The sequence below is a fragment of the Pedobacter sp. UYP1 genome (assembly GCF_040547305.1).
Lineage (GTDB): Bacteria > Bacteroidota > Bacteroidia > Sphingobacteriales > Sphingobacteriaceae > Pedobacter.
This window is the reverse complement of record NZ_JBEPPL010000005.1, coordinates 117431-142660: the sequence shown is the minus strand read 5'-3', so window position 1 is coordinate 142660 and position 25230 is coordinate 117431. Positions and strand designations below refer to the sequence as shown.

Below are 25230 nucleotides of genomic sequence, written 5' to 3'. Positions count from 1 at the left end.
AATAATTAAAATAACCCTGTCTATCCGTTTATTTGGAAATAAATATTGGTAACAATGTTGTCAAATTATAGCAGGATTTTACTGCTAACTTCTTTATCAATGCTAATAAAGCCAGGATATTTCACTAAAACCCCTCCTACCATAATGCTAGGTCTGATTTTGAGTGTCACTAATCCTTTTCTTTCTGAACCACCATTCGCACCACCACGCAAAAAGTCTGAGATTTCAGACATCACTTTCTGGTTAGAAATAAATTGGTAAACGTTTACATTCAAATCTACTGGCACCACTACAGACTGACCTGCAGGAATACTTACCTGCTGATTCACGAAGCCATTAGCCAGTTCTTGTTTATTAATCAGCACTTTATATTCAAACTGATTGATTGCAGCAAGATTGCCCGATGGATTAGAAATTTCCATATTTAATCTGGCGCGGAAAGGAACATCTCTTCGAAGCAGGCCAAATGCCAAACCTGGCAAGCTCGCCAGATTGATATCCTGACCACTTACTATTTTTTTCACATCTGCGCCGGCCACTGAAAGGTTTTCAGCAGAAACGATTCTGTATTTACAATTTTCAAGTGCTTTGATTTGCTGAGCTTGTTTATTCACGCCGCATCCCATCACTGTCATTACCGTCAGGCAAATCAATAGTATCTTCTTCATATATATTTCTTTAATAATCTACTAATAACGGTTTAACCGGGAATTATTGTCCAGTTAGTAACCTCTTCTTGATCTGGCAGACTTCTGGCTGATCAGGCTATCGATGCTCAATCTGCCGCCGCCGGCAAATAGTAATACAATGTAAGTCAGCAGATAATGAATAGCCGGCTCTTTTTCGCTCAGTCCATCATTACCATGAATGACAAAAATAGCCATTAACATGGTGACCATTAAAGGTATTACAGCTAAACGTACCGCAAGCCCCAGAAGAACCAGTACAGAACAGATTACTTCGGCAAAAACAGCTAAAGCTAAAGTTGCAGTATCACCAAGGCCAATAGGGTCCATAAATTTAATTTCACCACCAGCAAGAAGCGTTTCAAGTTTAGGTAAACCATGAGAAAGCATCAGGCCAGCGATACCAATCCTTAAGATCAGTAAAACAAAATCAAGGCCTCTGTGATTGTAATTGGTATTAAATAGTCTGTTCATCGGTCTGTATGAGTTTTAATTTAAGCGTAAACTTAATATTTTTCTCTGAACCAACAACAATCCTGCCGCTTCTTATAGTGCCAGGGATTTACAGAACCCGCTGATGGCATCCTTTAAAATCATCTTTTTAAAGGCATCGGTTTTACCGCTATTTTCAATCATTTGTATAGAAACAAGGCCATGCAGGATTGACCAGTAGCCATGATATTTTAAGAAATAATCAGCTTCTTCATTCTTGTTCTGGATTAAAGCTTCCCGTATCGTAGAAACCAGGATACTGGTCATTTCTTTGATTTCTGTGATCTGATTGACCATTTCACAAGCTGGAATGCCCAGACCAAACATCAATTGATAGTATTCTTTATTTCCAAAAGCAAAATCCCAATAGGCAATTGCCATCACTTCGAGCTGATCTGCGGGTAAAACCACCGAGTTTTTTGCTTCCTGTAAGGCTAAAGCCAATTTCTGATAACCTTCTTTGGAGAATTCAAGTAATATTGCTTCCTTATTTTCAAAGTGATTGTAGATAACCGGAATACTGTATTCTATTGCATCAGCAATCTTCCGGATGGAAAGTGATTGCCAGCCATCAGTTACTACCATATGCCACGCGGCTCCCAGAATTCCAGTACGGATTTCTTCTTTATGACGCATTTTGCGTTCCACTATTCCCATTTAATCTACCTAAGTTAACACTGTTAGCAAATGTAAGCCTATTATTTAATCATTCAGAATGGAGGCGGAATTTTGACTTAGCTGCAACAATCGATTATAAATGACCGGGGTGATTTGTGATTGAATAGATTATGTGATTGAATAGATTAAAGGGTATCAGAAGATCCCTTTTTCAGGGTCAGCTTAAAAGTTAAACTAATCCTTGGCCCTACCAGGACTGAAGTTTTTGGTAAGCGCTGCTCCCAAAATTCCTGAGTTTGTCCTTTTACGAATAAAATGCTGCCATGCTCCAATTCTAAAGAGACGACCGGCATCTTTTCTTTATAATCCCTGAACTGGAAAATTCTTGTTGCCCCAAAACTCACCGTAATAATAACAGGGTATTCGCCTAATGCATGTTCATTATTCCTGTGCCATCCCATGTAATCTTTGCCGTCCCGATAATAATTCAGTAAACATTCGTTAAATGAGGTCTCAAATTTAGCTTCAAGCTTCGCTTTGATGCTTAGCAAAGGCACTGTCCAGTATTGGGCTTTCAGGGTTAAGCCATCAGCATGATATCCGGTATGTTCATCTCCCAAAAAAGCTGTTAAACGGGGCTGCAATCTTTTTTTACCAAATTGAACAACAGGCTCCTGTATCCATGAAACATCATTCTTAAAGTGGTCAAAATAAGTATCACTCTCTTGTGTGGTAAAGAAGTTGGGGAACAACAATGCTTCTCCATGTGATGGAAGGATATTGTGGTGATCTGCGTCAATCAGATGTTGCATAAGGTACGAATTGAGATACTTTGCAGGATCAAATAACGTCTTTTATGCTGAACAATCATGCAGCTTATATTGTTGAGAGAAATACTGAAAAAAATATCGGCCAGTATGTTCTTTATAGGAGGCTACAAAAAGCACGCTGACCGACGGGTATAGCTTACCCTGTTAAAACAGGATAAGTGAATCTATTCGTTAAATCAGAACAGGGGATTAAGCTGTTTCTAATTTTACTATGTTTCTGTAAGGAAAAGAATTGAAGATATGACGACGTGCAAATCTTCCTGGAGAATCTGCATTTACCAATTTCACATAAATTGCTTTTGGAACTTCAAAATACTCATATCCGCTTCCATCAAGGAAATGAACTGTAAGTACCAGGCCAGCCCAGTTATAATCAGCAATACCACATGAAGTGATTGTACTTGTATATTCTTCAATTGAGCCAGCAAGTGTTTCAGGAGCAATACTAACCAGGAAATGATAGGCTTCAATAATTTCTTTACTTTTTGTTTCAGCAGCTAATTTAGCTTCATCACTTTCCTGAAATTTATCAGGATGATATTCCTTCATTAAATTTCTGTAAATAGTTTTAAGCTCTTTTAACTCGGCATCTTTTTGAACACCTAACAATTTTCTGTAATCGACAATCTTCTTCATAAATATATTTAATGCAATTATTGTCAACATTTAACAGGCTGAAATTCAGGATCAACCCATAATAATGGCTAACAATTTTGCAAAGGTACAATTTTATATGGGAAAGAAAGATTAAGGTTTGATTATCATTAAATTAATAATCAAATTGCTTCAAAGTGTGTAGCAATTTGATTAAATGCACTGAATAGGTTTGTTATTAGCCTCAATGAAACCTATGCACTTGTTTAGAATTTCATAAATTCCCTAGTTTACAATATTTTAACCCCATTTTAATCCAGTTTTAACAAGACTTTAATTACCCCATTTTACATTTGCTTCAACAAAACACACCATAAGCCTGTCCGGGCCATGTTTATAAAACCCGGACAGGCTTTAAATTAAACCACTAACCAAAATAATATGCTTCAGCACCCTATTTTAGCCGCATTGGGCACACCAGAAATCCTTGTTATCCTGGTCGTTGTATTACTCCTTTTTGGAGGCAAAAAAATCCCTGAACTGATGAAAGGCCTGGGCCAGGGCGTCAAAGAGTTTAAAGACGGTCAAAAAGGGAATGAATGAGTTTGGATTTAGATAGTTATCTTTGTAGCTCAACAAACCCCGAGCAGCAAATGTTTAATATCGGATTAGCAGAAGATGATGTAAAAATCGCCAGCCTGGTTAAAACCGGACTGGAAGAACATAATTATAATGTCACTACTATCCCTGATGGCATAATGGCCCTTTATACCTTTCAGGAAGAGCAATTTGATCTGCTAATCCTGGATGTGATGATGCCCGGAATGAACGGGATTGAAGTTTGCCGCCAAATCAGACAAACCAATAAAGAAGTTCCGATCCTGATGTTAACCGCATTAGGCTCCATTGATGATAAAGTGCTGGGCCTTAATTCCGGTGCTGATGATTACCTGGTTAAACCTTTCCACTTCAAAGAATTACTAGCCCGTATTGAGGCTATGCTCAGAAGACAGCAAACCGTACAAAGCCAGCTTAAACACACCCTTAGTTTTGAAGATATCCTGATGGATACCTACTCTAAAACTGTTCAGCGTGCAGGTAAAGACATTACACTTACCGCGAAAGAATTTACGCTGCTTGAACTCTTCCTCAAAAACCCTAACCGCCTTTTATCCAGACAATACATCGCCGAGAATGCTTGGGATATCAGTTTTGATACCGGCACCAATGTAATTGACGTTTATGTAAACTTCCTGCGCAATAAGATCGAAAAAGGATTTGATAAGAAAATAATCCATACGAAAATTGGTATGGGTTATATCATGAAGTAAACAATTCCATGAAGATCAAAGACCGCCTGGCTTTATATTTCACGCTGATCAGTACAATTACACTGTTATGTGTATTATCAGTTACCTACTTCACCTTTAAAAAAGTGATGGAGTCAGAGTTTTTTGATCGCCTGACAGACCGGACTATGGTAACGGCCAAGCTATACCTTGAAGCAGATGAAATTTCGGATGATGCTTTAAACAAAGTAAGAACCCAATATCTGGAAAAGCTGAACGGAGAAGTCATTCGCATTTACAATGAGCGTAATAGTGCCGCTTTTATTGGTGATGACCAGCAATTCTGGAGCAGTCAGACTATTGACAAAGTAAGAGAACTGGGAAAAGTCCGTTTCAAAGAGGGAGAAAGACAGGTAGTCGGAATTTTCTATAAAGATAACCAGGGTGATTTTGTGATTCTGGCCTCTGCAATAGATCAAAGTACAACGCTAAGAATCCATAAATTATTAAAAGTAATGATTGGCGTGTTCATCGTCATCTTTCTTGGCTTACTGCTTTCCGGCAGATGGATCGCTAAAAGAATATTAGCTCCGCTTGATGTATTCATTGAGCAGGTCAAATTGATCAAGTCAAATAATCTCCATTTCAGGGTAGCAGAAGGAACCAATAAAGACGAAATTACTTTACTGGCACAAAATTTCAACAACCTGATGGAACATCTGGAACACTCTTTTATTCTGCAAAAGACATTTGTTGCCAATGCTTCTCATGAATTGCGAACGCCCGTTACCCGGATGATTATCGGTACTGAAATCGCGCTTTCTAAAGACAGGCAGAAACAGGATTATGAAAAAGCATTGCACTCGGTACTGGAAGATGCGGAAAAGTTAGAAAATATCATTACTGCTCTTTTTAATCTCGCACAGGCCGACCTGGAATACAGTTCTTCACTCGCTGAGAAAATCCGTATGGATGAACTGATCTGGCAATTGCAAGCAGAATGGAACAAGCGTAAAGGCCCGAACAAACTACTGGTAGAAATGACAAATCTCCCTATGACAGATGATGCTCCGTTAATCATTACTGCAAATCCCACCTTGCTGCAAATCGCGCTTGACAACATCATCAGCAATGCTTTTAAATTCTCAGATGACCAGCAAGTTAGCTGTAATCTGGATATCTCATCTGCTGGAATGACGGTAACGATCAGTGATCATGGCGTAGGCATAGCTGAAAATAAATTGAAAGAAATCTTCAAACCATTTTACAGTTCTTCACACAAAGTAGAACATGCAGGTAATGGTATGGGGTTATATATGGCACATAAAATCATCACCCTGTTTAAAGGAAAAATCACAGTAACGTCATCAAATGCTATCGGCACTACTTTCCGTATTGAATTTCATTCATTTTAATCAGTTTTTAATATCACTTTAATTCACCTTTAATTTCTCGAAATTAGATTTGTTTAAAATATTAAGCAAATGACCTCTAACTTCCTGAAATATCAACTGTTAATCTTCGGCTTCGCTCTGCTAGGCTTCTCCGAAAATGCAGCAGCTCAGGCAACTGACACCCTAAAAATCAGTCTGCCCGAAGCAGAAAAGCTATTTATACAGAACAATTATCAATTAATCGCCCAAAACTATCAGACAGATCAGGCAAGGGCAGAAATCATTACCGCCAAATTATTTGACAACCCGGAACTCAATGTAGAGACCCAGTTATACAACTCTAAAACCAAAAGATTCTTCGAAACTTCTAAAACAAACGGAGAATATCAGGCCTCTATTTCTCAACTGATTAAACTTGCCGGAAAAAGAAATAAAAACATCCAGCTCGCTAAATCAGGCGTAAAATTAGCAGAATACCAATATTTCGACCTGATGCGTACGTTAAGATTTAACCTGCGCTCTAACTTCTACAAAACTTATTACGCACAGCAGTCTGCCAAGCTTTATCAACAACAAATTGGCTCCTTAAAAAAATTGCTTTCTGCCTCAGAGCAGCAATTGAAAATGGGAAATATCGCGATGAAAGATATTATCCGGATCAAATCGCTGGTATATAGTTTGCAAACAGAATATAATAACCTGGAAAACAGCATTGAGGATATGGAAACAGACCTTAAACTGATGACCAATCTTAAACCAGATGCAAATCTTGAGCTGACTGTAGACCCTGCAGAAGAACAAGCTTATCAATTAGATAAAGCAGTTTATACCAGCTTGCTGGATTCTGCCCGTACGAACCGTGCAGATTTAAAAATGACCCAAACCGGAATTGATTATGCACAAAAAGCACTCAGCGTACAAAAAGCGAATGCAGTCCCTGACGTACAATTCTCGTTAACCTACGATTTACAAGGAAGTTATCCGAACAACTATACCGGATTAGGCATGCATATCCCACTGCCTTTATTTAACAGAAACCAGGGAGAGATTAAAAAAGCGAAAATTGCTATTGATGCTGGAAAAAACCAATTGAACCAGCAAGAATCTGCTTTACAAAATGAAGTCTTCAACAGCTATAAATCAGCTTTAAGGACAGAGAGTCTGTATAAAGGTTTCGATAAGGACTTTAGCAGTGACTTTGATAAACTGATTGGCGAAGTGATTAAGAACTTCAAAAGCAGAAACCTGAGCCTGCTTGAATTTATGGACTTCTATGATTCCTATAAAGAAAGCACCCTGCAAATGAATGACCTGAAATATCAGCGAATGAATGCTAAGGAAGAAATCAATTATGTAACTGGTACTACAATTTTCAAATAATACAAACATGCAAACCCAAACCAAACAATTTACCAGGCTGACCATTGGCGTAATAGCCGCTTTAGTATTTTTACAAAGTTGTACAGAACACGTTAAAGAACCGCCTAAAGATGAACAATTCGTTGTTACTGATTCCCTGATCAACAGGTTACTGATTGATACCGTTAGAAATCCAAACAGCGAAACCGACTTAAGCTTCTCTGCCAAGATAGCTCCAAACGATGAAACCACTGCAAAAATATTTCCCATGGTAAGTGGTAATGTACGTTCAGTTCCTGTTAAACTCGGAGACCGGGTGAGCAAAGGACAAGTATTAGCCACTATGGGAAGTGCGGAAATGGCTGGATTTGATAAAGAAGCTATCAGCTCTTCTGCCGAGTTGAGAAACGCTGCAAGAAGCATGAAACTTGCTGAAGATTTATATAAAAGTGGCTTATCCTCTGCCAGAGATATGGAAGAAGCTAAAAACAATTACCTGGTTAAACAAGCAGAAGAAAAACGTAGTAAAGCAGTGCTGAATCTGAATGGCGGAAGTACCAATGGGACTTATACTTTAAAATCACCGATCTCAGGATTTGTCATCGAGAAAAATGTAAACAGCAATATGCAGCTCAGACCTGACAATAGTCAGAGTTTATTTACCGTAGCTGATTTATCGACCGTATGGGGCCTGATCAATATCTATGAATCTGATATTTCCAGTGTTAAACAAGGTGATGAAGTAAAAATTTCTATACTCTCCTATCCTGATAAAGTTTTCACAGGAAAGATTGATAAGATTTATAACATCCTTGATGAAGACAGTAAAGTGATGCATGCCAGAGTAAGCATCCCGAATCCTGGTTATTTATTAAAACCAGGCATGATGGCCACGGTACAAATCGCTTCAAAATCTGATGTGAACTTGCCGTCTATCAATGCAAACAACATCATTTTTGACGAGAATAAAAATTATGTCCTGGTACTGGATAAGGTAAAAAAAGTACGGATACAAGAAGTAGAAATAGGGAGAAAATCGGGAGATAAAGCTTATATCAGCAAAGGACTTCAACCAGGTGACCGTATTGTTGCCTCTAAACAAGTATTCCTTTATGAAAGCCTTAAAGACTAATTTTCTTACACCAGATAAAAATCCACTATAATGAATAAATTCATTAAGACGATCATAGGTTTTTCCCTAAAAAATAAGATCTTCATTTTCTTTGCTACCCTGGTGATGATCGTGGCTGGTTACCTGAGCTTTAAGCACACCACCATCGAGGCTTTTCCAGACGTAACCAATACGAATGTTACGATCATTACACAATGGCCGGGCCGTAGTGCCGAAGAGGTAGAAAAGTTTGTGACCAGACCGCTGGAAATAGCGATGAACCCAACCGAGAAAAGAACCAGTATCCGTTCTTCTTCATTATTCGGTTTATCTATTGTTAAAATAACCTTTGAAGATGATGTAGATTATGCCTTTGCGAGAGTTCAGGTTAACAATCACATTGCTGAAGCAGATATCCCGGCAGGTGTAAACCCTGAGGTTGAGCCTCCATACGGACCAACAGGTGAGATTTTCCGGTATACTTTAAAAAGTGATAAGAAATCAATCCGGGAATTAAAAACACTGCAAGACTGGGTAGTTCAAAGAGAACTGCTTTCTGTACCCGGCATCGCCGATGTAGTAAGCTTTGGTGGAGAGGTTAAAACTTATCAGATCACCGTCGACCCACAGAAATCTATACAATATGGCGTAACTGCATCTGAACTTTTCGAGGCAGTATCCAAAAGTAACATTAACGTAGGTGGTGATGTGATCAACCAGGGCGGTCAAGCTTATGTTGTCCGCGGAATTGGTGTACTTAATAATATTGATGAAATCAATAATGTGATTGTAGACAATGTAAACGGAACACCAGTTTATGTAAAAACCATTGCCGACGTTACAGAGAGTGCTTTACCAAGATTAGGACAAGTGGGCAGGGACAATGACCCCGATGTTGTTGAAGGGATTGTAGTCATGCGTAAAGGCGAAAACCCGAGCGAGGTACTGACCAGGTTAAAAGAGAAGATTAAAGATATCAATGATAATATCCTGCCGCCAGATGTGAAGATCAGTACTTTCTATGACAGAGAGAACCTGGTAAATTTCGCAATCCACACGGTAATGCACAATATGATGGAGGGAATTATCTTCGTTACCGTTATTGTGTTCTTATTCATGGCAGACTGGCGGACTACGCTGATTGTGTCTATTATCATTCCCCTGGCCTTACTGTTCGCCTTTATTTGTTTGAAATTAAAGGGAATGTCTGCCAACTTATTGTCGATGGGGGCGATTGACTTCGGTATTATTATAGACGGGGCCGTGGTGATGGTCGAGGGGATTTTTGTTGCCCTGGATCACCGTGCACAGGCTACCGGAATGCAAAGATTCAATGGTCTGAGTAAACTCGGGATCATTAAAAGAGCTTGTTTAGAGAATGGTAAAGGTATATTCTTTGCCAAACTGATTATCATTACAGGGTTACTACCTATTTTTACCTTTGAGAAAGTTGAGGGGAAAATGTTCTCACCACTGGCATGGACATTAAGTTTTGCCTTACTGGGTGCATTGATCCTCACTTTTACTCTGGTACCTGCACTGGCAAGTGTCCTGTTAAATAAAAATGTAAAAGAGAAACACAATTTCTTTCTGCGTGCAATTACCAACGGAACAATCCGGTTTTACAATGCTTGTTTCAAAGCGAGAAAACTGGTATTCGGAATTTCATTGGTTATCCTGGTCTTAGGTTTATTCAGTTTCAAATTCCTGGGTACAGAGTTTTTACCATCGCTTGATGAAGGCTCTATTTATGTCCGCGCAAGTGCGCCGCTGAGTATATCCTTAGATGAAACTAAAAAGCTATCAAACGAGATCCGCAAGATCTTCCTTCACTTTGATGAGGTCAAACAAGTAGTCTCTCAAACCGGAAGACCTAATGATGGTACAGATGCGACAGGATTTTACAATATGGAATTCCTGGTTGACATTTATCCGAAGGATGAATGGAAACGCAAAGAGAGTAAGGAGCAGCTGATTGAGCGCATGCAAGAGCGGTTAAAAGGATATCCGGGGATTAGTCTTAACTTTTCTCAGCCGATCTCTGACAACGTAGAAGAAGCAGTATCAGGCGTCAAAGGATCGATTGTAGTGAAGATGTTTGGAAATGACTTCCATTTCATTGAGAAACAGGAAGAGAAGATCGAAAACATCCTGAAAACAGTGAAGGGAATTGAAGATTTAGGAATCTTAAGAAACTTAGGACAGCCTGAATTGCAGATCAACCTCGATCAGACTAAAATGGCACTTTACGGGGTAAGAACTGAAGATGCGAATGCAGTTATTGAGATGGCGATTGGTGGAAAAGCAGCGACCCAGATTTATGAAGGTGAACGTAAGTTTGACCTGAGGATCAGGTATCCTGATTCCTTCAGACAAAATGAGGAATCTATTGGTAACCTGAGAATCCAAAGTCTTTCGGGTGCAAAAGTACCACTGAGTGAAATTTCCACAATTAAAAAAGTAACTGGCCCAAGTATTATATACCGGGATAAACACCAGCGGTATGGTGCGATTAAATTTTCAATCAGAGGAAGAGATATGGGAAGTACCATTGCAGAAGCACAAGCGAAAGTAAATGCAGCAATCAAATTGCCTAAAGAATACAAATTGCAATGGGCAGGAGATTTTGAAAATCAGCAGCGTGCGACAGCGAGATTATCTCAGGCAGTTCCAATCAGTTTACTGCTAATCTTCTTTATCCTTTTTATTTTATTCGGGAATATTAAAGATTCATTGCTGGTCCTGAACAATGTTCCTTTCGCCATGGTTGGAGGTGTTTTAGCCCTGCTTGCCTCTGGCGTCAACTTTAACATCTCGGCAGGTATTGGTTTTATAGCTTTATTCGGGATTTGCGTGCAGAACGGGGTAATTTTACTAACCAAGTTCAAGTCAAATATAGCAGAGCTGAAGTACCACCCTACCTGGTCATTTCCAGATGCTTTAAAGGATGGTATTGCGACCAGGTTAAGACCCGTAATTATGACCGCCATGATGGCTGCAATCGGCCTGATGCCTGCTGCATTATCAACAGGAATTGGTTCTGAGGCTTCAAAACCTTTAGCGATTGTAGTGATCGGAGGCTTAATTACGAATACCTTATTTAGTTTGTTTGTCTACCCGATTGTATTTTATTGGGCTTATCATAAAAAAGCCAGACACCTGACAGAAACCAGGGATACGGCAGGAGTAGCGCATCATTAAGAATGCGCAATCCTAAAAACTTTTTTTTCAGTTGGTTAGGGTTGTGTTTGCATTAAGCCATAGAATTGGCAGATTTTTGAAGCTTAATTGTGCAAACACTTTAAAGGGGTACCGCGAAAGCGGCTACCCCTTTTTAATTTTTATGCATCTTTTGTGAAACAGTCCCGCGGTTAAGGTGTTAAGTAATTAGAATAAGCAATTAAACTATGGCAGATTTAGAATTACACAATCCGGAATTTGAAATTACAGCAGCAATAAATGGAGCAAATCAAACCATCCAGGTACAACCCGATGAAACGAGCGACGGCGTTGAGTATTTTATCTGTAAATTGGAAGGTCAGCAACTCACCCAGATCAGAAAAGACGAGGATAGTAAATGGGAGCAAATATGGGGGGAACTGAGTCAGGAAGATATTGACAGCATTGGACATAAAATTGAAAATAAATCGTAATTATGGAAGCGCCAAAGACACATCTTAAACTACGTTCTGGTAAGTTCTCTATTGAAAAACATGAATATTCAAATGTAGGTTTAACAGAACGTTTTGTCTCTGTATTTGCCGGAGCTATCTTATTAAGCAAGAGTCTGAGTAATCCATTCAGGCCAAGATTTTTATATGGCGCATATCTTACCTACAGAGGTTTTACAGGACATTGTTTGTTCTACGAGCAATTAGGTATCGACGCCAGGAGACCGCAAGCCATCAATGTACGTGGTGAATTTGTGATCGACAGACCTGCTGCCGAAGTATATAGTTACTGGAGAAATCTGAAAAACCTGCCGGGAAGTTTGAATTACCTGATGGACGTGAAGATGATCGATGAGCATTTATCACTTTGGAAGAGTAAGGTACTAGGAAATTTAATCCCGGTTGACTGGAAGGCAGAGATTGTAAAAGATGAACCGGGACATTTGATCGGCTGGAAATCAACCGCTGATTCTGTACTGCGTCATGTTGGAAGAGTAGAGTTTGAAGAGACTCCGGATGGATTGGGTACTGTTCTTAAGATTGTTATTTCTTATCATCCACCTGCAGGAGGTCTTGGAATAGGTGTTGCCAGGTTATTAAATCCTTACTTAGAGCATTTGCTGACTAAGGAGATTAAAACTTTCAAACACCAGGTAGAATTACCTGTATAATATTATACAGGTAATTTTGTCAATGATTAAGCTGGTGCTTGTCCTCCTGTTGTGACAAATAAAACGATCATCAATATATAAAGTACGATGATTACAATAGTTAGTATTCCCCAGAATTTAAAGAATGATTTCAACTTGTTTATCGCTTCCCCTAAACTTGGTTGATCGGCAAATAACACAGCTTTAGTGGCCGAAGTAGAGAATTTATAAAGTAAAAAGCTCGGATAGAACTGCAATAATGCAAACAGTAAATAAATTATTGTCCATACACTAGATCCTAATTTCAACATTGGACTGCCTGGCATTGTCGTGCTTAAAGCGGATAACATTGCACCAACGCTAAATGCAGACATCACAAACATCGTAGAAAGTACAAAGCCTACAATTGATAGAAATCTTGTCCATTTCGCGGCCTGATAGATATAACTGCGTATATCCTCCGTAATCCATAATGCATCTACCTCCGCATCCTTCTGCAATTCTGGTGTTATTTCCTCAAAGTTGTCCATGATCTTCTATTGTATTGAAAAATGTATTTTAATTTTTTAAACATAAAGAATATTTGGGTGTACCACAAGTTTATTGCGGGATGGATTTAAAAAAATTGATACCTTTGCGCCAAATCAAGAAAAAAATCATTCATGGCATTACAATGTGGGATAGTTGGTTTACCAAATGTTGGAAAATCCACCTTATTTAACTGTTTATCAAACGCAAAAGCTCAGGCTGCAAATTTTCCTTTCTGTACAATAGAACCTAATATTGGTATCATTACGGTTCCTGATGAGCGTTTAACCAAGCTTGCTGAGCTGGTAAAACCAAATCGCGTAGTTCCGAATACAATCGAAATTGTTGACATCGCTGGTTTGGTAAAAGGTGCATCCAAAGGTGAAGGATTGGGAAACCAGTTCTTAGGAAACATCAGAGCTACCAACGCAATCATTCACGTTCTTCGTTGTTTTGACGATGGAAATGTAATCCATGTGGATGGTTCTGTTGATCCTATCCGTGATAAAGAGATTATCGATACTGAATTACAACTTAAGGATTTGGATACAGTAGAAAAACGTATTCAGAAAGTGGAGAAACTGGCTAAAACAGATAAAGAAGCTAAAAAGACTTTCGAAATTCTAAGCGTGATCAAACCTCATCTGGAAAGCGGACAATCTGTTCGTTCGGCAGCTTTGACTGAAGAAGATTTCGACTTTATCCAGGATTTAGGTTTATTAACTCAGAAACCTGTCATGTACGTTTGTAATGTAGATGAGAATTCTGTAATTAATGGAAACGCTTATGTTGACCTGGTAAAGGAAAATGTAAAAGGCGAAAACGCAGAAGTATTAATTATCTCTGCTAAAATTGAATCTGAAATTGCTGAACTGGAAAGCTATGAAGAACGTCAGGAGTTTTTATCTGATTTGGGATTAACTGAATCTGGTGTAAATAAACTGATCCTTGCGGCTTACCGTTTACTGAATTTATATACTTATTTCACTTCAGGTGTTCAGGAAGTAAGAGCATGGACAATTACTAAAGGTTTTACTGCGCCTCAGGCTGCTGGTGTAATCCACACAGATTTTGAAAAAGGGTTTATCCGTGCTGAGGTAATTAAATATAATGACTTCATTACTTTAGGGTCAGAAAATGCTTGTAAGGATGCTGGAAAACTTGGTGTTGAAGGTAAAACTTACGTAGTTGAGGATGGTGATATTATGCACTTCCGTTTCAACGTATAATCAATTTACAAATGAACTCCGGCCTGTTGTTCAGGCAGACCGGAGTTATTAGACCCTAAGGAGTTATAATGCCGGCTTAAGAGCATGCTATAGTTTCTTACTCTCTAAGAGTTTATGACTTCTTCATCAAGACGACCTGCGATCATCGCTTTTTCAAGATGTTTTAATCTTAATTCCAAACGTTTTTTCTCTTTCCTTCCTGTGAAGAAATTGACAATAGCTGGCAGAATAGAATCCCCTTCTCCACTAAAATAATCTGCAACCATAAAATTTGACACATCGACGCTAAATTCTTTGCCAAACGCAACGATAAGTTCAAATGCATCATCACCAGAGATACCCAGATCATCTTCTAATAAAGCTTCATCTGATAATTCTTCTATGGTTACACCAGCCTGTTTTATTAAAAAGCTATAAAGAATGTCTTTGTCCATCGGGTTAATTTTAAACAAGTTTTTTTTTACACAGTTTCAACTATAATATAAAGTTTTTTCCTGGTAATATCCAGTATTGTAAGTTCATGGCTACTGTTAAAGTTTGATGTCCCCCAATTTTAGGACACGCTAAATTCGAAAATCAGGGTGTTAATTGTTTTTTTGCCACATCTCCTGAGTCGTTAAACCTCCTAAGGAACTATGTGATCTAAAAGTATTATATTCTGCTTTCTATGCTTCAATTTTTTCTATAGCATCTTCCATTGGCAAGAACCAGTTGGTATTAAGGCACTCATCTCATAAGATTCCATGCCATCTGGCAAACCACGCACCACGCGCACGATCGCCCCGCCAGCATTCAACAGGAAACCAGCACCTACCCAACCTGGGATTTCGCGCTGATTAATTATTTACTTTCAACAACATCTCTTTTGTTTCTATTTTCTCAATTTCTTCCCTATGCAAGCCTTTAAATGAGACATGCAGCATTCCTGTCTATTACGCTTGTTCAGCTGTATTTCTGCAGTATTCAGTTACTGGTTCACGCGCTTTTAAGGCAGGTGGTGAGCTAGTTACTGGCTATGTTCTCCAGCAGTTTGATACGTATCTGAAGCGTAGTTGATACGGGGTTGAAACGCTTCGACCCGTATCAACCCCGTATCAACTACGCTTGAAGTGCGCATTAAACGGTAACCAGAACTTGCCGGAAACCTTATTTTAAAGTAATTATCTTACAATTGAATTAAACTAGTATCTTGTTACTATATAAACTTATTAATTATGTAAATTTTATAGTTATGGCGATATTTAGAAAAGGTTCGAATGATGGTTCTACCGGGAGAACAGGTAATACTGTAACTTATCTGCTTTATGGAAAATTGGTAAAGCGAACAATTGGTTTACGTACGGATAAACCTACAGTCCCCGTTTTGATAAGCAGGCAGGTAACAGCGTTGACTACAGCGTTTCTGAAGCCTGTTAAAGGGTTTCTTACTATTGGGTTTGGACTGGAAGGGAAACTTAACTCTAAAAGTTATTATGCCATAGCTAGTTCTTACAATAGATTATATGCGATTTCTGGTAATTATCCCGACCAGCAAATAGATTTTACAAAAGTTTTATTCAGCCAGGGTAAAATGCCGGTTACTCCTGGTGTTCTGGTAAACAGGGCTGAGAAAGGTTTAACTTTTAAATGGGATACCAGCTTCACTGCAAAAGGTATACACCACAATGATCAGGTTATGCTGATGGCGTACGATCCGAAGAAGCGAGGAACACAATTTCAGCTGAATGCTGGCAGAAGAAGTGAAGGGGAGGCACTTTTAAGTATTCGAAAAAAGAAAAAGCCATTACTACTGGAAACTTACATTTCATTTATCTCTGAAAGCCGAAAAAGTGTATCTAACAGTGTGTATGTGGGGCAGATTTTACTAAAAAATACTTTTCTGATAACTGCATCAAAAAAATTGATGCAGTTATCAGAAAAGTATTTTTTAGTAAAATCAGTCTTTATTTACAATAAGACTCCGGTCAGGAACATCACCGCCACTGAGAAATAGATAATCAGTCCGGTAACGTCAACCAATGTAGCTACAAAAGGAGCCGATGAAGTTGCAGGGTCAGCACCCAGCTTTTTAAGTAGTAGAGGTAGCATGGAACCTGCAAGAGATCCCCATAATACAACACCAACAAGAGCTACACCAACGGTAACACCTATCAATGCCCAATGCGGTCCATATAAATTAGAGAAGAGTGTCCAGACAAAAATTCTCAGGAAACCTATCGAGCCCAGTACAAGCCCCAGCATTAACCCTGAGATAATCTCTCTGCGCATAACACGCCACCAGTCTCCAATCGTAATTTCTCCTAATGCCATCGCCTGAATAATCAGCGTTGAAGCCTGAGAACCGCTGTTACCACCACTGGAAATAATCAATGGAACGAACATCGCAAGCACAACCGCTTTAGCGATATCGGCCTCAAAATGGGCCATCGCTGTTGCTGTTAACATTTCTCCAAGAAAAAGTACAACCAACCAGCCGATACGTCTTTTAAACAGGCCAAAAATAGGCATATCAAGATAAGGTTCATCCAGTGCCTGGGTACCCCCTATTTTGTGCATATCTTCAGTGTATTCCTCATTCGCAATCCACAAAATATCATCAACAGTTACAATACCAAGCAGCACATGATTATCATCTGTTACCGGCAAAGCCACCCTGTTATTCATCCTGAACACATTAATTGCTTCTTCCTGCGGATCATTTGCATTCAGTGCGATAGATCTGTTATCGGTAAGTTCGCCTACAGGGACTTCAGGATTAGCGAGTAAAATCTCTCTGATCCTGATATCATCCAGTAAAATACCATTTTCATCTATGACGTAGATCACATCAATCGTTTCCGAATCTTTTCCGTATTTCCTGATATGTTCCAGGACTCTTTTCACAGTCCAGTCAGTTTTGACAGCTATATAATCGGGTGTCATTAATCGTCCGACACTATCTTCTTTATAACCAAGCAGAGATAGGGCTTCTACCCTGTCTTTGGCTGGCAACAAAATGATTAATTTCTTTACCGCATCTCCTTTAAGTTCAGAGAACAATGACGTTCTATCATCAGGAGGCAGCAAATTAATAAGCTGTGCAAGTTTTTCTCCGGGAAGTTTCTTGATGATTTTTTCCTGAGTAGGAAAATCCAGAATTCTAAAAACATTAACTGCCCTTTTAATAGACAGTGTATCTATGAATTTAACCGCATATTGAGGAAGTTCGTCTATAAGATGTTCAACGTCCGAGATATTAAGCGCGTCTAAATATTCCCTTAACTGTTCATCGCCTTCACGCTCAATTAGTTCAACAACTTCTTCAACAACCTTTTCTTCCATAAATAGCGCTTTTATTATTTACATGTTTCTTTTGCTTTACCAAGATTGCAAAAGTGATGTTTTATTTTTAAAAACGCATTACCTAAACTATAATTAATTGTAATCCTTATCGTTTATAACATCTCCGAATGTCCATTCTACAATCTTTTCCATAGAATGCTGCAATTCATTTTTAGTTTCACTATGGCTTCCTAAAACAAGATGGTTAGTGCCTGCTACGAGTAGTGTAGAAACTATATTAAAATAAGTAATGCAATTATCGAATCCCTGTTCTTTTGCTGGCTGTAATTTTCTTTTGCGTAAACGGTTACTGCCTGATCTTTTTTTAATGTTTAGATTATAATTGCAAGTATCATTTAATAACGCAGCCTGCATCTGGCAGTGGTTATAAAAATAACCAAACCTCTCTTTTAAAAGTGTATTGATCAATTGCTGCATAGAAACGGTAGCATCTTCAGATGCAGCTGGCTCTGTCAGATTGTTTGTCCAAAAGTTATTTTCTACTACGCAAGATTTCACTAGTTCATTGAAATCTCCAAAATAGCGGTAAATAAGGATTTTTGAAACCCCTGCTAATTTAGCTACTTTATTAACACCCAATCCGCCAAAGCCATCCTTTTTAAGGATCACACCTACCGCATCTAATAACTTTCTTTTTGTATTCTCTTTGTTTTTCATAGGTCGGATATTATTTTCATGATTCAGTCTCGCTTCATCATACATAAATGAAATGTGCATGAGCGTAGCAATTTGCATACTCATGCAGTTCCATTTATTGTTCTTCATTAGTATTTATCTATATAACCAGGCGAGTTATATTTCATGCGGATATTACAAAGATCTGTCGCAATAGCATTGTGCAATTGATTTAGCTGTTTAACTACAAGATATGTGGAAGACTTACGGGAGGGGAAAATTTTATATAAAGCCGGCAGAATTTTATATAAAAGGGTCATTTTTCATCAAAAAGCATCTATCATTACATTAATGCTTGTATATTTATGTGCTTTGATTAAGAACTTAAACAATAAAAATAATAGCTTATGATAATGAGTTGTATTGTTATTGACGACGAACCTCATGCAATTGATGAGTTAAGTGAGTTGATTGCACTGGTGCCTCATCTGAACTTAGTAGAGAGTTTCCCGGATGCCAGGCAGGCGATTGCCTATTTGCAGGAAGCGGAACATGTTGATATTATCTTTTCGGATATCAGTATGGCTGTTCTTAATGGAATAGATGCTGCTGAAATATTAAATAATTACTGCCATTTCCTGGTTTATGTTACAGCACACAGAGGTTATGCTCCGGAAGCTTTTCAAGCTAAGGCTGATGGCTACCTGCTTAAACCTGTCAGTTACGTTTCTTTCACTCAGAAAGTAGAAGATCTGACGCTTAAGCATCAGGATATTATCAAGCTGCAAAGAGATGAACAGCAATTCCTGTTTATTAAAGGTGGACAGAAGAGCAGTTTTATCAAGATAAAATATAGTGACATTGTTTACATCGAGGCGATGTTGAATTATATCATGATCCATACCACTACCGGTCATGAAATCACTTATATTGGTCTTAAAGCAATGGAGGATAAATTGCAGATTATGGATATCTTTTTCAGGATTAACAAGTCGATAATTATCTCCTTGAATTATCTCGATCGTGTAGATGGAAATATTGCAAGATTAGCTCCGGGACAGAGTTATCAGATCGGTGACAAGTACAAAAGCGTGTTCCTTGATTTTCTAAGGAAACACACTTTGAAATCTTAAGTCGATTGAGTTTTGGGGTTAAAAAATTAAGGCCAGTTAGGTCCTCCAGATAAACTACTAGTTGGGTCGACTGGTGGATAGGTTGGGCGACCAATTGATGGTTTCTTGTACAAAAACAATGTTTTTTTTGTCAATGTCAGCTTTTTTTTTGTCAAACTCATGGCTATTTATGATTAGTTTATAGCCAATGTTATCCCCAAAAAAAAAGTGATACACCTTTATTATATTACATGCTAAAATTATTATATAAAGGCCTGTTAAAGCCTTCAAAAGCAGTTAGAATTCACATTATATGCTGGTTCATATTCATAGCATATGAAATGATCATTCTCCAATTTGTCGCTCCGGGTGCCCGGCCCTTTCTATTTTATCTCTCCTTCTATATATTAAATATTTCCATATTTTATTTTCATGCTTTAATCGTATTAAAGCGTGGGGTTACAAATACCCAAATAGATCTATGGCGTCTTCCAGTATTTTTCATTTTAGAATTAATTACTTATTATTTTATCTCATTAATAATTGGTTTCAGTGTTACAGAATTAAGTTTTGCTGAAACCTCCGAAGTTTTATTTCAGCTAAAACCAATTGCAACTACAATTTGGAGAGGCGTATATTTCATGATATATTCCTCTGCCTATTACTTATTATTCAGTTATAATGATAAAAGGAGAAAAGAACTCGTCCAAACCATAGAAAACGAGCAACTACAAAACGAACTCCTGCGTGCAGAACAAGATTTCCTGCGTGCGCAAATCAACCCTCATTTACTTTTCAATACTTTAAGTTTTATCAAATACGCGGCTAAGAAAAAACCGGAAGAAGCGAATGAAGCCATTATGAGATTATCCAGTATTATGGGATTTGCTTTGGAAAACAACAGCCAAACTATTCTCGTCTCCAAAGAGCTCGAACAAGTTGAAAATATTATCAAGCTGAATCAACTGCGGTTCAATCATACCTTACATATCAATTACGTTACCCAACTCAATAATGCTCAGGTTACAATTATACCCATCATTTTACTGACCCTGGTAGAAAATATCTTTAAACACGGAAACCTGCTCGATAAAGAATATCCGGCAGAAATCAAGGTAGAATCAACAGATGAATATCTAACTATTCAGACCAGCAACCTTCCAAATTATGACAGCAACGTAGAAAGTGGTAAAACCGGACTGGCAAATATTACCTCCCGGTTGGATCAGTTCTATAAAAACAATTACAAATTCAGTCACGAAATGGCCGGAAATTTATTCAAAGTGGAGCTTGCGCTAAAGCTGAAAAACTAGCTAAACCTTTGCGTTAAACCAGTATCTTATTGTTTAATTATTTATTTAAATATCTAAACATTAGTGTATGAAATTAACGATCTCCCCTGTTAGTATTACCCGTACGCCAGTATTTTCTCATGTAGAAGAACTGTGTAACGTCTGGGATGAACTTAAAGACTATATCCATGAGTCTTCCCCCTCCTTTTTTGAAATGATCAGAGATCATGAGTATTCCGATCTGAAAACTCTCGATCCAAAAATCAAATTTACCATCTGGAAGTATTTTAACCGTGCAAAATTCAGGGCTACGCCATATGGGAATTTCGCAGCATTTTCGATCGTCCCTATCGATAATGAAAACAGTACCGAACCAGTAACGCTGTCAAAAAAACATATTGTCCATCGTTTTATCAACTGGCAGGAAAAGGAAAACTTCAATACTGATCCGAAATGGTTAATCAACCATGCGCGTTTCCTTACTACCAATACAACCGCCTATATTGGAGGTGGAGAGTTACGCTATTTAAATGCCGAGAATGGCTCCTTTGAATTATCAGCCATCGATGCGGAAGAAACCACGCAACTGACCCTGGATTTTTGCCGCACCAAACGTACTGTGGAAGAGATACAAAACTTCCTGCGTACCGAGTATAATTTAAGCAAGGCAATGACTACCTACTTTTTGGAGCAGCTTGTTACTTTTCAACTTTTAATCACCAATTTTCAACCCAATATTATCGGCCCGGATTACTATGGCCGGATTGGCTATGCTCAGCAAGAAAAGAAAAACGATTACATTATTTCGGAAAGAAAAAGGATAAAAGGTCAGCTATCGGAAAGGAGGCTTCAAGTATTGGCAGAACTGACCGGTTTTCTCTCTAAACATACAGAGCCCAGTAAAAACTCTTCTCTGGATGATTTCAGGAGCAACTTCGTTAAAAAGTTTGAACACAAAGAAGTTCCGCTCCAGATTGCCCTTGATCCCGAAATTGGTATAGGCTACCGGTCGATGAACCTGAACAAAGACGAAGGTCAGCTCATTCAGGATTTAAAAAAGAACAGAGCCTACAAACAGATCAATCAAATAGCCTACACGCCTTTATATCAGTTTATGCTGAATCAAATGATACAACATCAAACTATTCAGTTATATGATTTTAAGGAGCAGGGGAAAAACTCACCACAGCCCGTTGCCAATACGATCAGCGTCTTGCTGCAATGCACAGAAGATTATATCATAATAGAAAATATTGGCGGATGTACAGCAAATTCGCTTTTAGGAAGATTTTCTTTAGCTAGTGAAGAAATTACTGCAATAGGCCACCGGTTTGTTCAGATTGAACAGCAAGCCAATCCAGAAATCCTATTTTTTGATATCGGCTATCAGCTAGAAAAACATGCAGATAATATCAACCGGAGAAAGGCCATTTATAATTATGAATTGCCCATTTTAAGCTGGCCTGAAAGTAAACACATTTTAGCCCTCAATGATATTATGGTCAGTGTGCGAGGTGAAGAATTGATACTTCATTCCGTAAAATATGGTAAACGGCTCATACCGAAACTAGCTTCCGCTTATAATTATGGCCGTTCAGATCTGGCAGTTTACCGGTTTCTTTCCGACTTACAACACCAGGGACTACATTCCAGTCTAAGTATCAATCTTTCTAATATCTTCCCAGGTCTGATACATTATCCAAGGGTACAATATAAAAATGTGATTCTATGCCCTGAAAAATGGCTGGTTCCCAAATCTGTCTGCCAGGAAAACAATATAAATAAGTCATTAGATGAATTATACAATTGGCTGAACACAATTAATTTTAATAAACCTTTTAAAGGTGGTGATGGTGATCAAACCTTAGTTTTCAATCCCGAAATACAGGAAGATATGAGTTCATTTGTACTGTTCTGCAAGAATAAACCAGACTTATATATTGAAGAAGCTTTTATTCCTGCCTTGTCACAGGTCATTGATGAAAACAACGCCCCCTATTTACCAGAATTCATCGTCAACCTGGAACACACAGCACAACTTTATCCGCCTTATCCATTTAGAGGTACCTGGAACAATGAGCAATATTTTTCTAATCTATATTTACCGGGAGAAGAATGGCTTTATTTTGAAATCTACTGTCACTCTACTAAATCCAATGCTATTCTTCTTGAAATTAAGAAGCAATTCATTCATCCTTTAAAGAAGAAGATCAAGAAATGGTTCTTCATCCGGTATAATGATCCTGCCGATCATATCCGTTTAAGATTTCAATTAAAGGAAGTTAAAGATGGGTATGAGCTCACGGCTGGTCTTTCCCGCCTGATCTCACCCTATATCACCTCTGGAACTGTGGCAGATTTGCAACTTAAAACCTACCGGCAGGAGACCGAAAGATACGGTTTGAAAAGAATGGATCTGGTAGAAAAATGTTTCAGGGCAGATAGTGACTACATATTAACGATTATTGCCAAACCTGTTGAAATTAATGATCTCTATATTCTATCTATTAGTTTAATTGAAAATGTGATGCATAGCGCAATGTTTACACTCGGGGAACAGTTGCTGTTCGCAGAAAGAATGCATACTAGCTTTGCAGCTGAATTTAATGTCCAGTCTGATGCGACCAAAAAAATTAATCAGAGTTATAAAGACTTTAATTTTGACGGGCTGAGTATAGTTCCAACAAAATTACAACAGAAAAAAGCTGCACAGACTGAGCAAGCTTTTTTGAATAGTTTAAAGGCATGTATGGAAACCGAAAAAAATAATATGCTCTCAGATTTATTCCATATGCATGTCAACAGGATTTTTCATGACAACCAGCGTATGCATGAAATGATTGTCTATAATTTCCTGACTAAACGCATCAAGATGAAAATTGGCAGGTTACAGAATAAAAGTTTGCCACAGCCCGTTTAATTTCCGCAGCAATTACGCTAGACGACTCAAAAGCAATAAGTTCTGCCAAAAAATAATTTAAAAAACAAGCTATGCATTGAACAAAATTACTATTTTTACGTTAGTGGTAACATGAGTGTTTTCTCTGTAAAAATTCAAATGAAGCTCTATTAATAGATAATCTATGAAACCTTCAATTAAAAATTATTATAACGCTCCTTCAGTATTGGTAAAAAGCCTTGAAGCTATCGAAAGTTTTCAGTCTGCACACAAGGTTTTTCTTAAAAAAAATACGGAGGATTCCAGAAAATCAATGGCCCAATCACTGCAAACAGTCAAGCAATTGCAAGATGAGTTATCTGCTCCTGACGAGTCTGCCGACGATATCAGGATAGCTTTTTTAAAACAGGTCATTGCACTGGAACAAAATATTGATGATATTCATAAAGATGGTCTTTACCCCGACTTATACAGAGACAGTGAGTCCTCTTTCAGACTGCTAAAAGATATTTTGGATAGTTTCAAAATATCATTGTTATCTAAAGGGGAATCTTATCCATTTATAGAACTCTCTACGAGTAATAATGAATGGAAAGATCATGGTGTAGTCGCTTTTTGCAGGGATGTAAAGAACAATCTCAATCCTATAAAATTTAAGAGCTTATGGGATGCATTGCAATGTTACGAGAAGAATAAAACGCAGCTCACTTATACTTTTGAGATTTTATCAATTACAGGAAATCTGGGCAAACAATCTTAAAAACAACCAAACACACCAATACCAGGCTATTCAATTTCTATTGAGTAGTCTGGTTATTTCAATTGCCTGCCTTTAATAATTTTCTTAAGATCAATTCCTTTTCCTAATACTGGCTTAAAAATGTCCCCCGTTTCTTTGACTCTGGAAAAAGCATTGGAAATTGTAAAGTCTTTCATTTCCAATCCCTTTTTCACTTCGTCCCAATGTAAAGGCATAGAGACCGTAGTACCAGGTTTAGGACGCAAAGAATATGGAGCAGCAATAGTGGACTGAGGACGGTTCTGCAGAAATGCAGGGTGAAACTGATTTTACCACTATGCAGCTGATGTCTCAGGTTTCGGTTTTGGTCTTCAATAGTTCCATCCACTGGCTCGTCCGGTTCATAAGTTCCCTCATCCCAGACAATAACAGTTCCTCCACCATATTCGCCTTTAGGAATAAGACCTTCAAAATCTTTATAGTCGTAAGGGTGGTCTTCAACCATCATGGCAAGCCGCTTCACTTCAGGATCTGTGGAAGGTCCTTTTGGAACTGCCCAGCTTTTCAATACCCCGCCCATCTCCAATCTGAAATCATAATGAAGATGTGAAGCATCGTGTTTCTGAATGACAAGCGCAATTCTTTTCCACTTCCTTTACCGCCTTCAGGCTCAGGAGTCTGTGTAAAGGAGCGTTTCTTTTTATAGGCTTTTAAACTCATCACAAAGGTTTTAAATGATAACCAGATTCCGGATGATAACAACAAGAAAGATTCAAAGTT

25 protein-coding genes and 2 pseudogenes are annotated in these 25230 nt (G+C 38.2%); 14 read left to right on the top strand and 13 right to left on the bottom strand.

What is annotated here, in order from left to right:
• Positions 1-65: 65 nt before the first annotated feature.
• The 5 genes from ABIB30_RS12705 to ABIB30_RS12685 form a co-directional block, all read right to left on the bottom strand.
• A complete protein-coding gene (locus tag ABIB30_RS12705) occupies positions 66-668 on the bottom strand; it encodes a hypothetical protein (RefSeq protein ID WP_354302543.1) in 603 nt (200 codons plus the stop codon).
• Positions 669-722: 54 nt separating this feature from the next.
• Positions 723-1160, bottom strand: coding sequence for a DoxX family protein (locus tag ABIB30_RS12700; protein ID WP_354302541.1), 438 nt, complete (start codon positions 1158-1160; stop codon positions 723-725).
• Between the two features lie 72 nt (positions 1161-1232).
• On the bottom strand, positions 1233-1835 hold the full coding sequence (locus ABIB30_RS12695; protein WP_354302539.1) for a TetR/AcrR family transcriptional regulator: 603 nt from the start codon (positions 1833-1835) through the stop codon (positions 1233-1235).
• Between the two features lie 146 nt (positions 1836-1981).
• The gene (locus ABIB30_RS12690; RefSeq protein WP_354302537.1) at positions 1982-2608 is read right to left on the bottom strand and encodes an alpha-ketoglutarate-dependent dioxygenase AlkB family protein; all 627 of its coding nucleotides are present in this window, start codon (positions 2606-2608) and stop codon (positions 1982-1984) included.
• 207 nt (positions 2609-2815) lie between these two features.
• Positions 2816-3262: a KTSC domain-containing protein gene (locus ABIB30_RS12685; RefSeq protein WP_068402759.1), complete on the bottom strand. Its 447-nt coding sequence runs from the start codon at positions 3260-3262 to the stop codon at positions 2816-2818.
• Between the two features lie 399 nt (positions 3263-3661).
• Between ABIB30_RS12685 and tatA the strand changes: the two genes are divergently transcribed.
• The 8 genes from tatA (at position 3662) to ABIB30_RS12645 (ending at position 12715) form a co-directional block, all read left to right on the top strand.
• The gene (gene tatA / locus ABIB30_RS12680; protein WP_111634333.1) at positions 3662-3823 is read left to right on the top strand and encodes a twin-arginine translocase TatA/TatE family subunit; all 162 of its coding nucleotides are present in this window, start codon (positions 3662-3664) and stop codon (positions 3821-3823) included.
• 50 nt (positions 3824-3873) lie between these two features.
• Positions 3874-4551: a response regulator transcription factor gene (locus ABIB30_RS12675; RefSeq protein ID WP_111634355.1), complete on the top strand. Its 678-nt coding sequence runs from the start codon at positions 3874-3876 to the stop codon at positions 4549-4551.
• An 8-nt stretch (positions 4552-4559) separates the two neighbouring features.
• Positions 4560-5924, top strand: a complete 1365-nt coding sequence (locus tag ABIB30_RS12670) for a sensor histidine kinase (RefSeq protein ID WP_354302534.1) — start codon at positions 4560-4562, stop codon at positions 5922-5924.
• 69 nt (positions 5925-5993) lie between these two features.
• Positions 5994-7283 carry a TolC family protein gene (locus ABIB30_RS12665; RefSeq protein ID WP_354302532.1) on the top strand — a complete coding sequence of 430 codons (1290 nt, stop codon included), beginning with the start codon at positions 5994-5996 and terminating at the stop codon, positions 7281-7283.
• Positions 7284-7290: 7 nt separating this feature from the next.
• A complete protein-coding gene (locus tag ABIB30_RS12660; RefSeq protein ID WP_354302530.1) occupies positions 7291-8394 on the top strand; it encodes an efflux RND transporter periplasmic adaptor subunit in 1104 nt (367 codons plus the stop codon).
• Between the two features lie 30 nt (positions 8395-8424).
• A complete protein-coding gene (locus tag ABIB30_RS12655; protein WP_354302528.1) occupies positions 8425-11574 on the top strand; it encodes an efflux RND transporter permease subunit in 3150 nt (1049 codons plus the stop codon).
• A gap of 206 nt (positions 11575-11780) precedes the next feature.
• Positions 11781-12026 (top strand): hypothetical protein, encoded by a 246-nt coding sequence (locus ABIB30_RS12650; protein ID WP_354302526.1) that lies wholly within the window; start codon positions 11781-11783, stop codon positions 12024-12026.
• A 2-nt stretch (positions 12027-12028) separates the two neighbouring features.
• Positions 12029-12715, top strand: coding sequence for a YgaP-like transmembrane domain (locus ABIB30_RS12645; protein WP_354302523.1), 687 nt, complete (start codon positions 12029-12031; stop codon positions 12713-12715).
• Between the two features lie 26 nt (positions 12716-12741).
• On the opposite strand, the gene ABIB30_RS12640 is transcribed toward ABIB30_RS12645, so the two are convergent.
• Entirely contained in the window at positions 12742-13224 is a 483-nt protein-coding gene (locus tag ABIB30_RS12640; protein ID WP_354302521.1) for a DUF5362 family protein, read from the bottom strand.
• A gap of 132 nt (positions 13225-13356) precedes the next feature.
• Here ABIB30_RS12640 and ychF point away from each other — a divergent pair, with 132 nt between their 5' ends.
• Positions 13357-14451, top strand: a complete 1095-nt coding sequence (gene ychF, locus ABIB30_RS12635) for a redox-regulated ATPase YchF (RefSeq protein WP_183867345.1) — start codon at positions 13357-13359, stop codon at positions 14449-14451.
• A 104-nt stretch (positions 14452-14555) separates the two neighbouring features.
• On the opposite strand, the gene ABIB30_RS12630 is transcribed toward ychF, so the two are convergent.
• Positions 14556-14885: a DUF1493 family protein gene (locus ABIB30_RS12630; RefSeq protein ID WP_354302519.1), complete on the bottom strand. Its 330-nt coding sequence runs from the start codon at positions 14883-14885 to the stop codon at positions 14556-14558.
• Between the two features lie 797 nt (positions 14886-15682).
• Here ABIB30_RS12630 and ABIB30_RS12625 point away from each other — a divergent pair.
• A complete protein-coding gene (locus ABIB30_RS12625; RefSeq protein ID WP_354302517.1) occupies positions 15683-16444 on the top strand; it encodes a DUF6266 family protein in 762 nt (253 codons plus the stop codon).
• Here the strand turns inward: ABIB30_RS12625 and mgtE are convergent.
• Both mgtE and ABIB30_RS12615 read right to left on the bottom strand, forming a co-directional pair.
• Complete coding sequence (gene mgtE / locus ABIB30_RS12620; RefSeq protein WP_354302515.1) at positions 16399-17772, bottom strand: magnesium transporter; 1374 nt, start codon at positions 17770-17772, stop codon at positions 16399-16401. The genes ABIB30_RS12625 and mgtE overlap by 46 nt on opposite strands.
• Before the next feature lie 93 nt (positions 17773-17865).
• Complete coding sequence (locus tag ABIB30_RS12615) at positions 17866-18558, bottom strand: TetR/AcrR family transcriptional regulator (protein ID WP_354302512.1); 693 nt, start codon at positions 18556-18558, stop codon at positions 17866-17868.
• A 257-nt stretch (positions 18559-18815) separates the two neighbouring features.
• On the opposite strand from ABIB30_RS12615, the gene ABIB30_RS12610 reads away from it, so the two are divergent.
• From ABIB30_RS12610 to ABIB30_RS12595, 4 genes are all read left to right on the top strand, one after another.
• Positions 18816-19541: a LytR/AlgR family response regulator transcription factor gene (locus tag ABIB30_RS12610; protein WP_354302510.1), complete on the top strand. Its 726-nt coding sequence runs from the start codon at positions 18816-18818 to the stop codon at positions 19539-19541.
• Positions 19542-20161: 620 nt separating this feature from the next.
• Positions 20162-20833: a sensor histidine kinase gene (locus ABIB30_RS12605; RefSeq protein ID WP_354302507.1), complete on the top strand. Its 672-nt coding sequence runs from the start codon at positions 20162-20164 to the stop codon at positions 20831-20833.
• 67 nt (positions 20834-20900) lie between these two features.
• Entirely contained in the window at positions 20901-23732 is a 2832-nt protein-coding gene (locus ABIB30_RS12600; protein WP_354302505.1) for a lantibiotic dehydratase, read from the top strand.
• 163 nt (positions 23733-23895) lie between these two features.
• Positions 23896-24471 carry a hypothetical protein gene (locus tag ABIB30_RS12595; RefSeq protein WP_354302503.1) on the top strand — a complete coding sequence of 192 codons (576 nt, stop codon included), beginning with the start codon at positions 23896-23898 and terminating at the stop codon, positions 24469-24471.
• 53 nt (positions 24472-24524) lie between these two features.
• Here the strand turns inward: ABIB30_RS12595 and ABIB30_RS12590 are convergent, their stop codons facing one another.
• From ABIB30_RS12590 to ABIB30_RS12575, 4 genes and pseudogenes are all read right to left on the bottom strand, one after another.
• The gene (locus ABIB30_RS12590; protein WP_354302881.1) at positions 24525-24647 is read right to left on the bottom strand and encodes a hypothetical protein; all 123 of its coding nucleotides are present in this window, start codon (positions 24645-24647) and stop codon (positions 24525-24527) included.
• Positions 24648-24716: pseudogene (locus ABIB30_RS12585) on the bottom strand (hypothetical protein); the annotation flags it as partial. It lies immediately after the preceding gene.
• 95 nt (positions 24717-24811) lie between these two features.
• A pseudogene (locus ABIB30_RS12580) lies at positions 24812-25036 on the bottom strand (DNA polymerase ligase N-terminal domain-containing protein); the annotation flags it as partial.
• A complete protein-coding gene (locus tag ABIB30_RS12575; protein WP_354302501.1) occupies positions 25015-25170 on the bottom strand; it encodes a hypothetical protein in 156 nt (51 codons plus the stop codon). The pseudogene ABIB30_RS12580 and the gene ABIB30_RS12575, both read right to left, overlap by 22 nt.
• Positions 25171-25230 lie beyond the last annotated feature (60 nt).

What these genes read in the sequence shown, in the direction of transcription:
- ABIB30_RS12705 (WP_354302543.1), bottom strand. Translation starts at nt 668, where the DNA reads ATGAAGAAGATACTATTGATTTGCCTGACGGTAATGACAGTGATGGGA.
- ABIB30_RS12700 (WP_354302541.1), bottom strand. Translation starts at nt 1,160, where the DNA reads ATGAACAGACTATTTAATACCAATTACAATCACAGAGGCCTTGATTTT.
- ABIB30_RS12695 (WP_354302539.1), bottom strand. Translation starts at nt 1,835, where the DNA reads ATGGGAATAGTGGAACGCAAAATGCGTCATAAAGAAGAAATCCGTACT.
- ABIB30_RS12690 (WP_354302537.1), bottom strand. Translation starts at nt 2,608, where the DNA reads ATGCAACATCTGATTGACGCAGATCACCACAATATCCTTCCATCACAT.
- ABIB30_RS12685 (WP_068402759.1), bottom strand. Translation starts at nt 3,262, where the DNA reads ATGAAGAAGATTGTCGATTACAGAAAATTGTTAGGTGTTCAAAAAGAT.
- tatA (WP_111634333.1), top strand. Translation starts at nt 3,662, where the DNA reads ATGCTTCAGCACCCTATTTTAGCCGCATTGGGCACACCAGAAATCCTT.
- ABIB30_RS12675 (WP_111634355.1), top strand. Translation starts at nt 3,874, where the DNA reads ATGTTTAATATCGGATTAGCAGAAGATGATGTAAAAATCGCCAGCCTG.
- ABIB30_RS12670 (WP_354302534.1), top strand. Translation starts at nt 4,560, where the DNA reads ATGAAGATCAAAGACCGCCTGGCTTTATATTTCACGCTGATCAGTACA.
- ABIB30_RS12665 (WP_354302532.1), top strand. Translation starts at nt 5,994, where the DNA reads ATGACCTCTAACTTCCTGAAATATCAACTGTTAATCTTCGGCTTCGCT.
- ABIB30_RS12660 (WP_354302530.1), top strand. Translation starts at nt 7,291, where the DNA reads ATGCAAACCCAAACCAAACAATTTACCAGGCTGACCATTGGCGTAATA.
- ABIB30_RS12655 (WP_354302528.1), top strand. Translation starts at nt 8,425, where the DNA reads ATGAATAAATTCATTAAGACGATCATAGGTTTTTCCCTAAAAAATAAG.
- ABIB30_RS12650 (WP_354302526.1), top strand. Translation starts at nt 11,781, where the DNA reads ATGGCAGATTTAGAATTACACAATCCGGAATTTGAAATTACAGCAGCA.
- ABIB30_RS12645 (WP_354302523.1), top strand. Translation starts at nt 12,029, where the DNA reads ATGGAAGCGCCAAAGACACATCTTAAACTACGTTCTGGTAAGTTCTCT.
- ABIB30_RS12640 (WP_354302521.1), bottom strand. Translation starts at nt 13,224, where the DNA reads ATGGACAACTTTGAGGAAATAACACCAGAATTGCAGAAGGATGCGGAG.
- ychF (WP_183867345.1), top strand. Translation starts at nt 13,357, where the DNA reads ATGGCATTACAATGTGGGATAGTTGGTTTACCAAATGTTGGAAAATCC.
- ABIB30_RS12630 (WP_354302519.1), bottom strand. Translation starts at nt 14,885, where the DNA reads ATGGACAAAGACATTCTTTATAGCTTTTTAATAAAACAGGCTGGTGTA.
- ABIB30_RS12625 (WP_354302517.1), top strand. Translation starts at nt 15,683, where the DNA reads ATGGCGATATTTAGAAAAGGTTCGAATGATGGTTCTACCGGGAGAACA.
- mgtE (WP_354302515.1), bottom strand. Translation starts at nt 17,772, where the DNA reads ATGGAAGAAAAGGTTGTTGAAGAAGTTGTTGAACTAATTGAGCGTGAA.
- ABIB30_RS12615 (WP_354302512.1), bottom strand. Translation starts at nt 18,558, where the DNA reads ATGAAGAACAATAAATGGAACTGCATGAGTATGCAAATTGCTACGCTC.
- ABIB30_RS12610 (WP_354302510.1), top strand. Translation starts at nt 18,816, where the DNA reads ATGATAATGAGTTGTATTGTTATTGACGACGAACCTCATGCAATTGAT.
- ABIB30_RS12605 (WP_354302507.1), top strand. Translation starts at nt 20,162, where the DNA reads ATGATATATTCCTCTGCCTATTACTTATTATTCAGTTATAATGATAAA.
- ABIB30_RS12600 (WP_354302505.1), top strand. Translation starts at nt 20,901, where the DNA reads ATGAAATTAACGATCTCCCCTGTTAGTATTACCCGTACGCCAGTATTT.
- ABIB30_RS12595 (WP_354302503.1), top strand. Translation starts at nt 23,896, where the DNA reads ATGAAACCTTCAATTAAAAATTATTATAACGCTCCTTCAGTATTGGTA.
- ABIB30_RS12590 (WP_354302881.1), bottom strand. Translation starts at nt 24,647, where the DNA reads ATGAAAGACTTTACAATTTCCAATGCTTTTTCCAGAGTCAAAGAAACG.
- ABIB30_RS12575 (WP_354302501.1), bottom strand. Translation starts at nt 25,170, where the DNA reads ATGAGTTTAAAAGCCTATAAAAAGAAACGCTCCTTTACACAGACTCCT.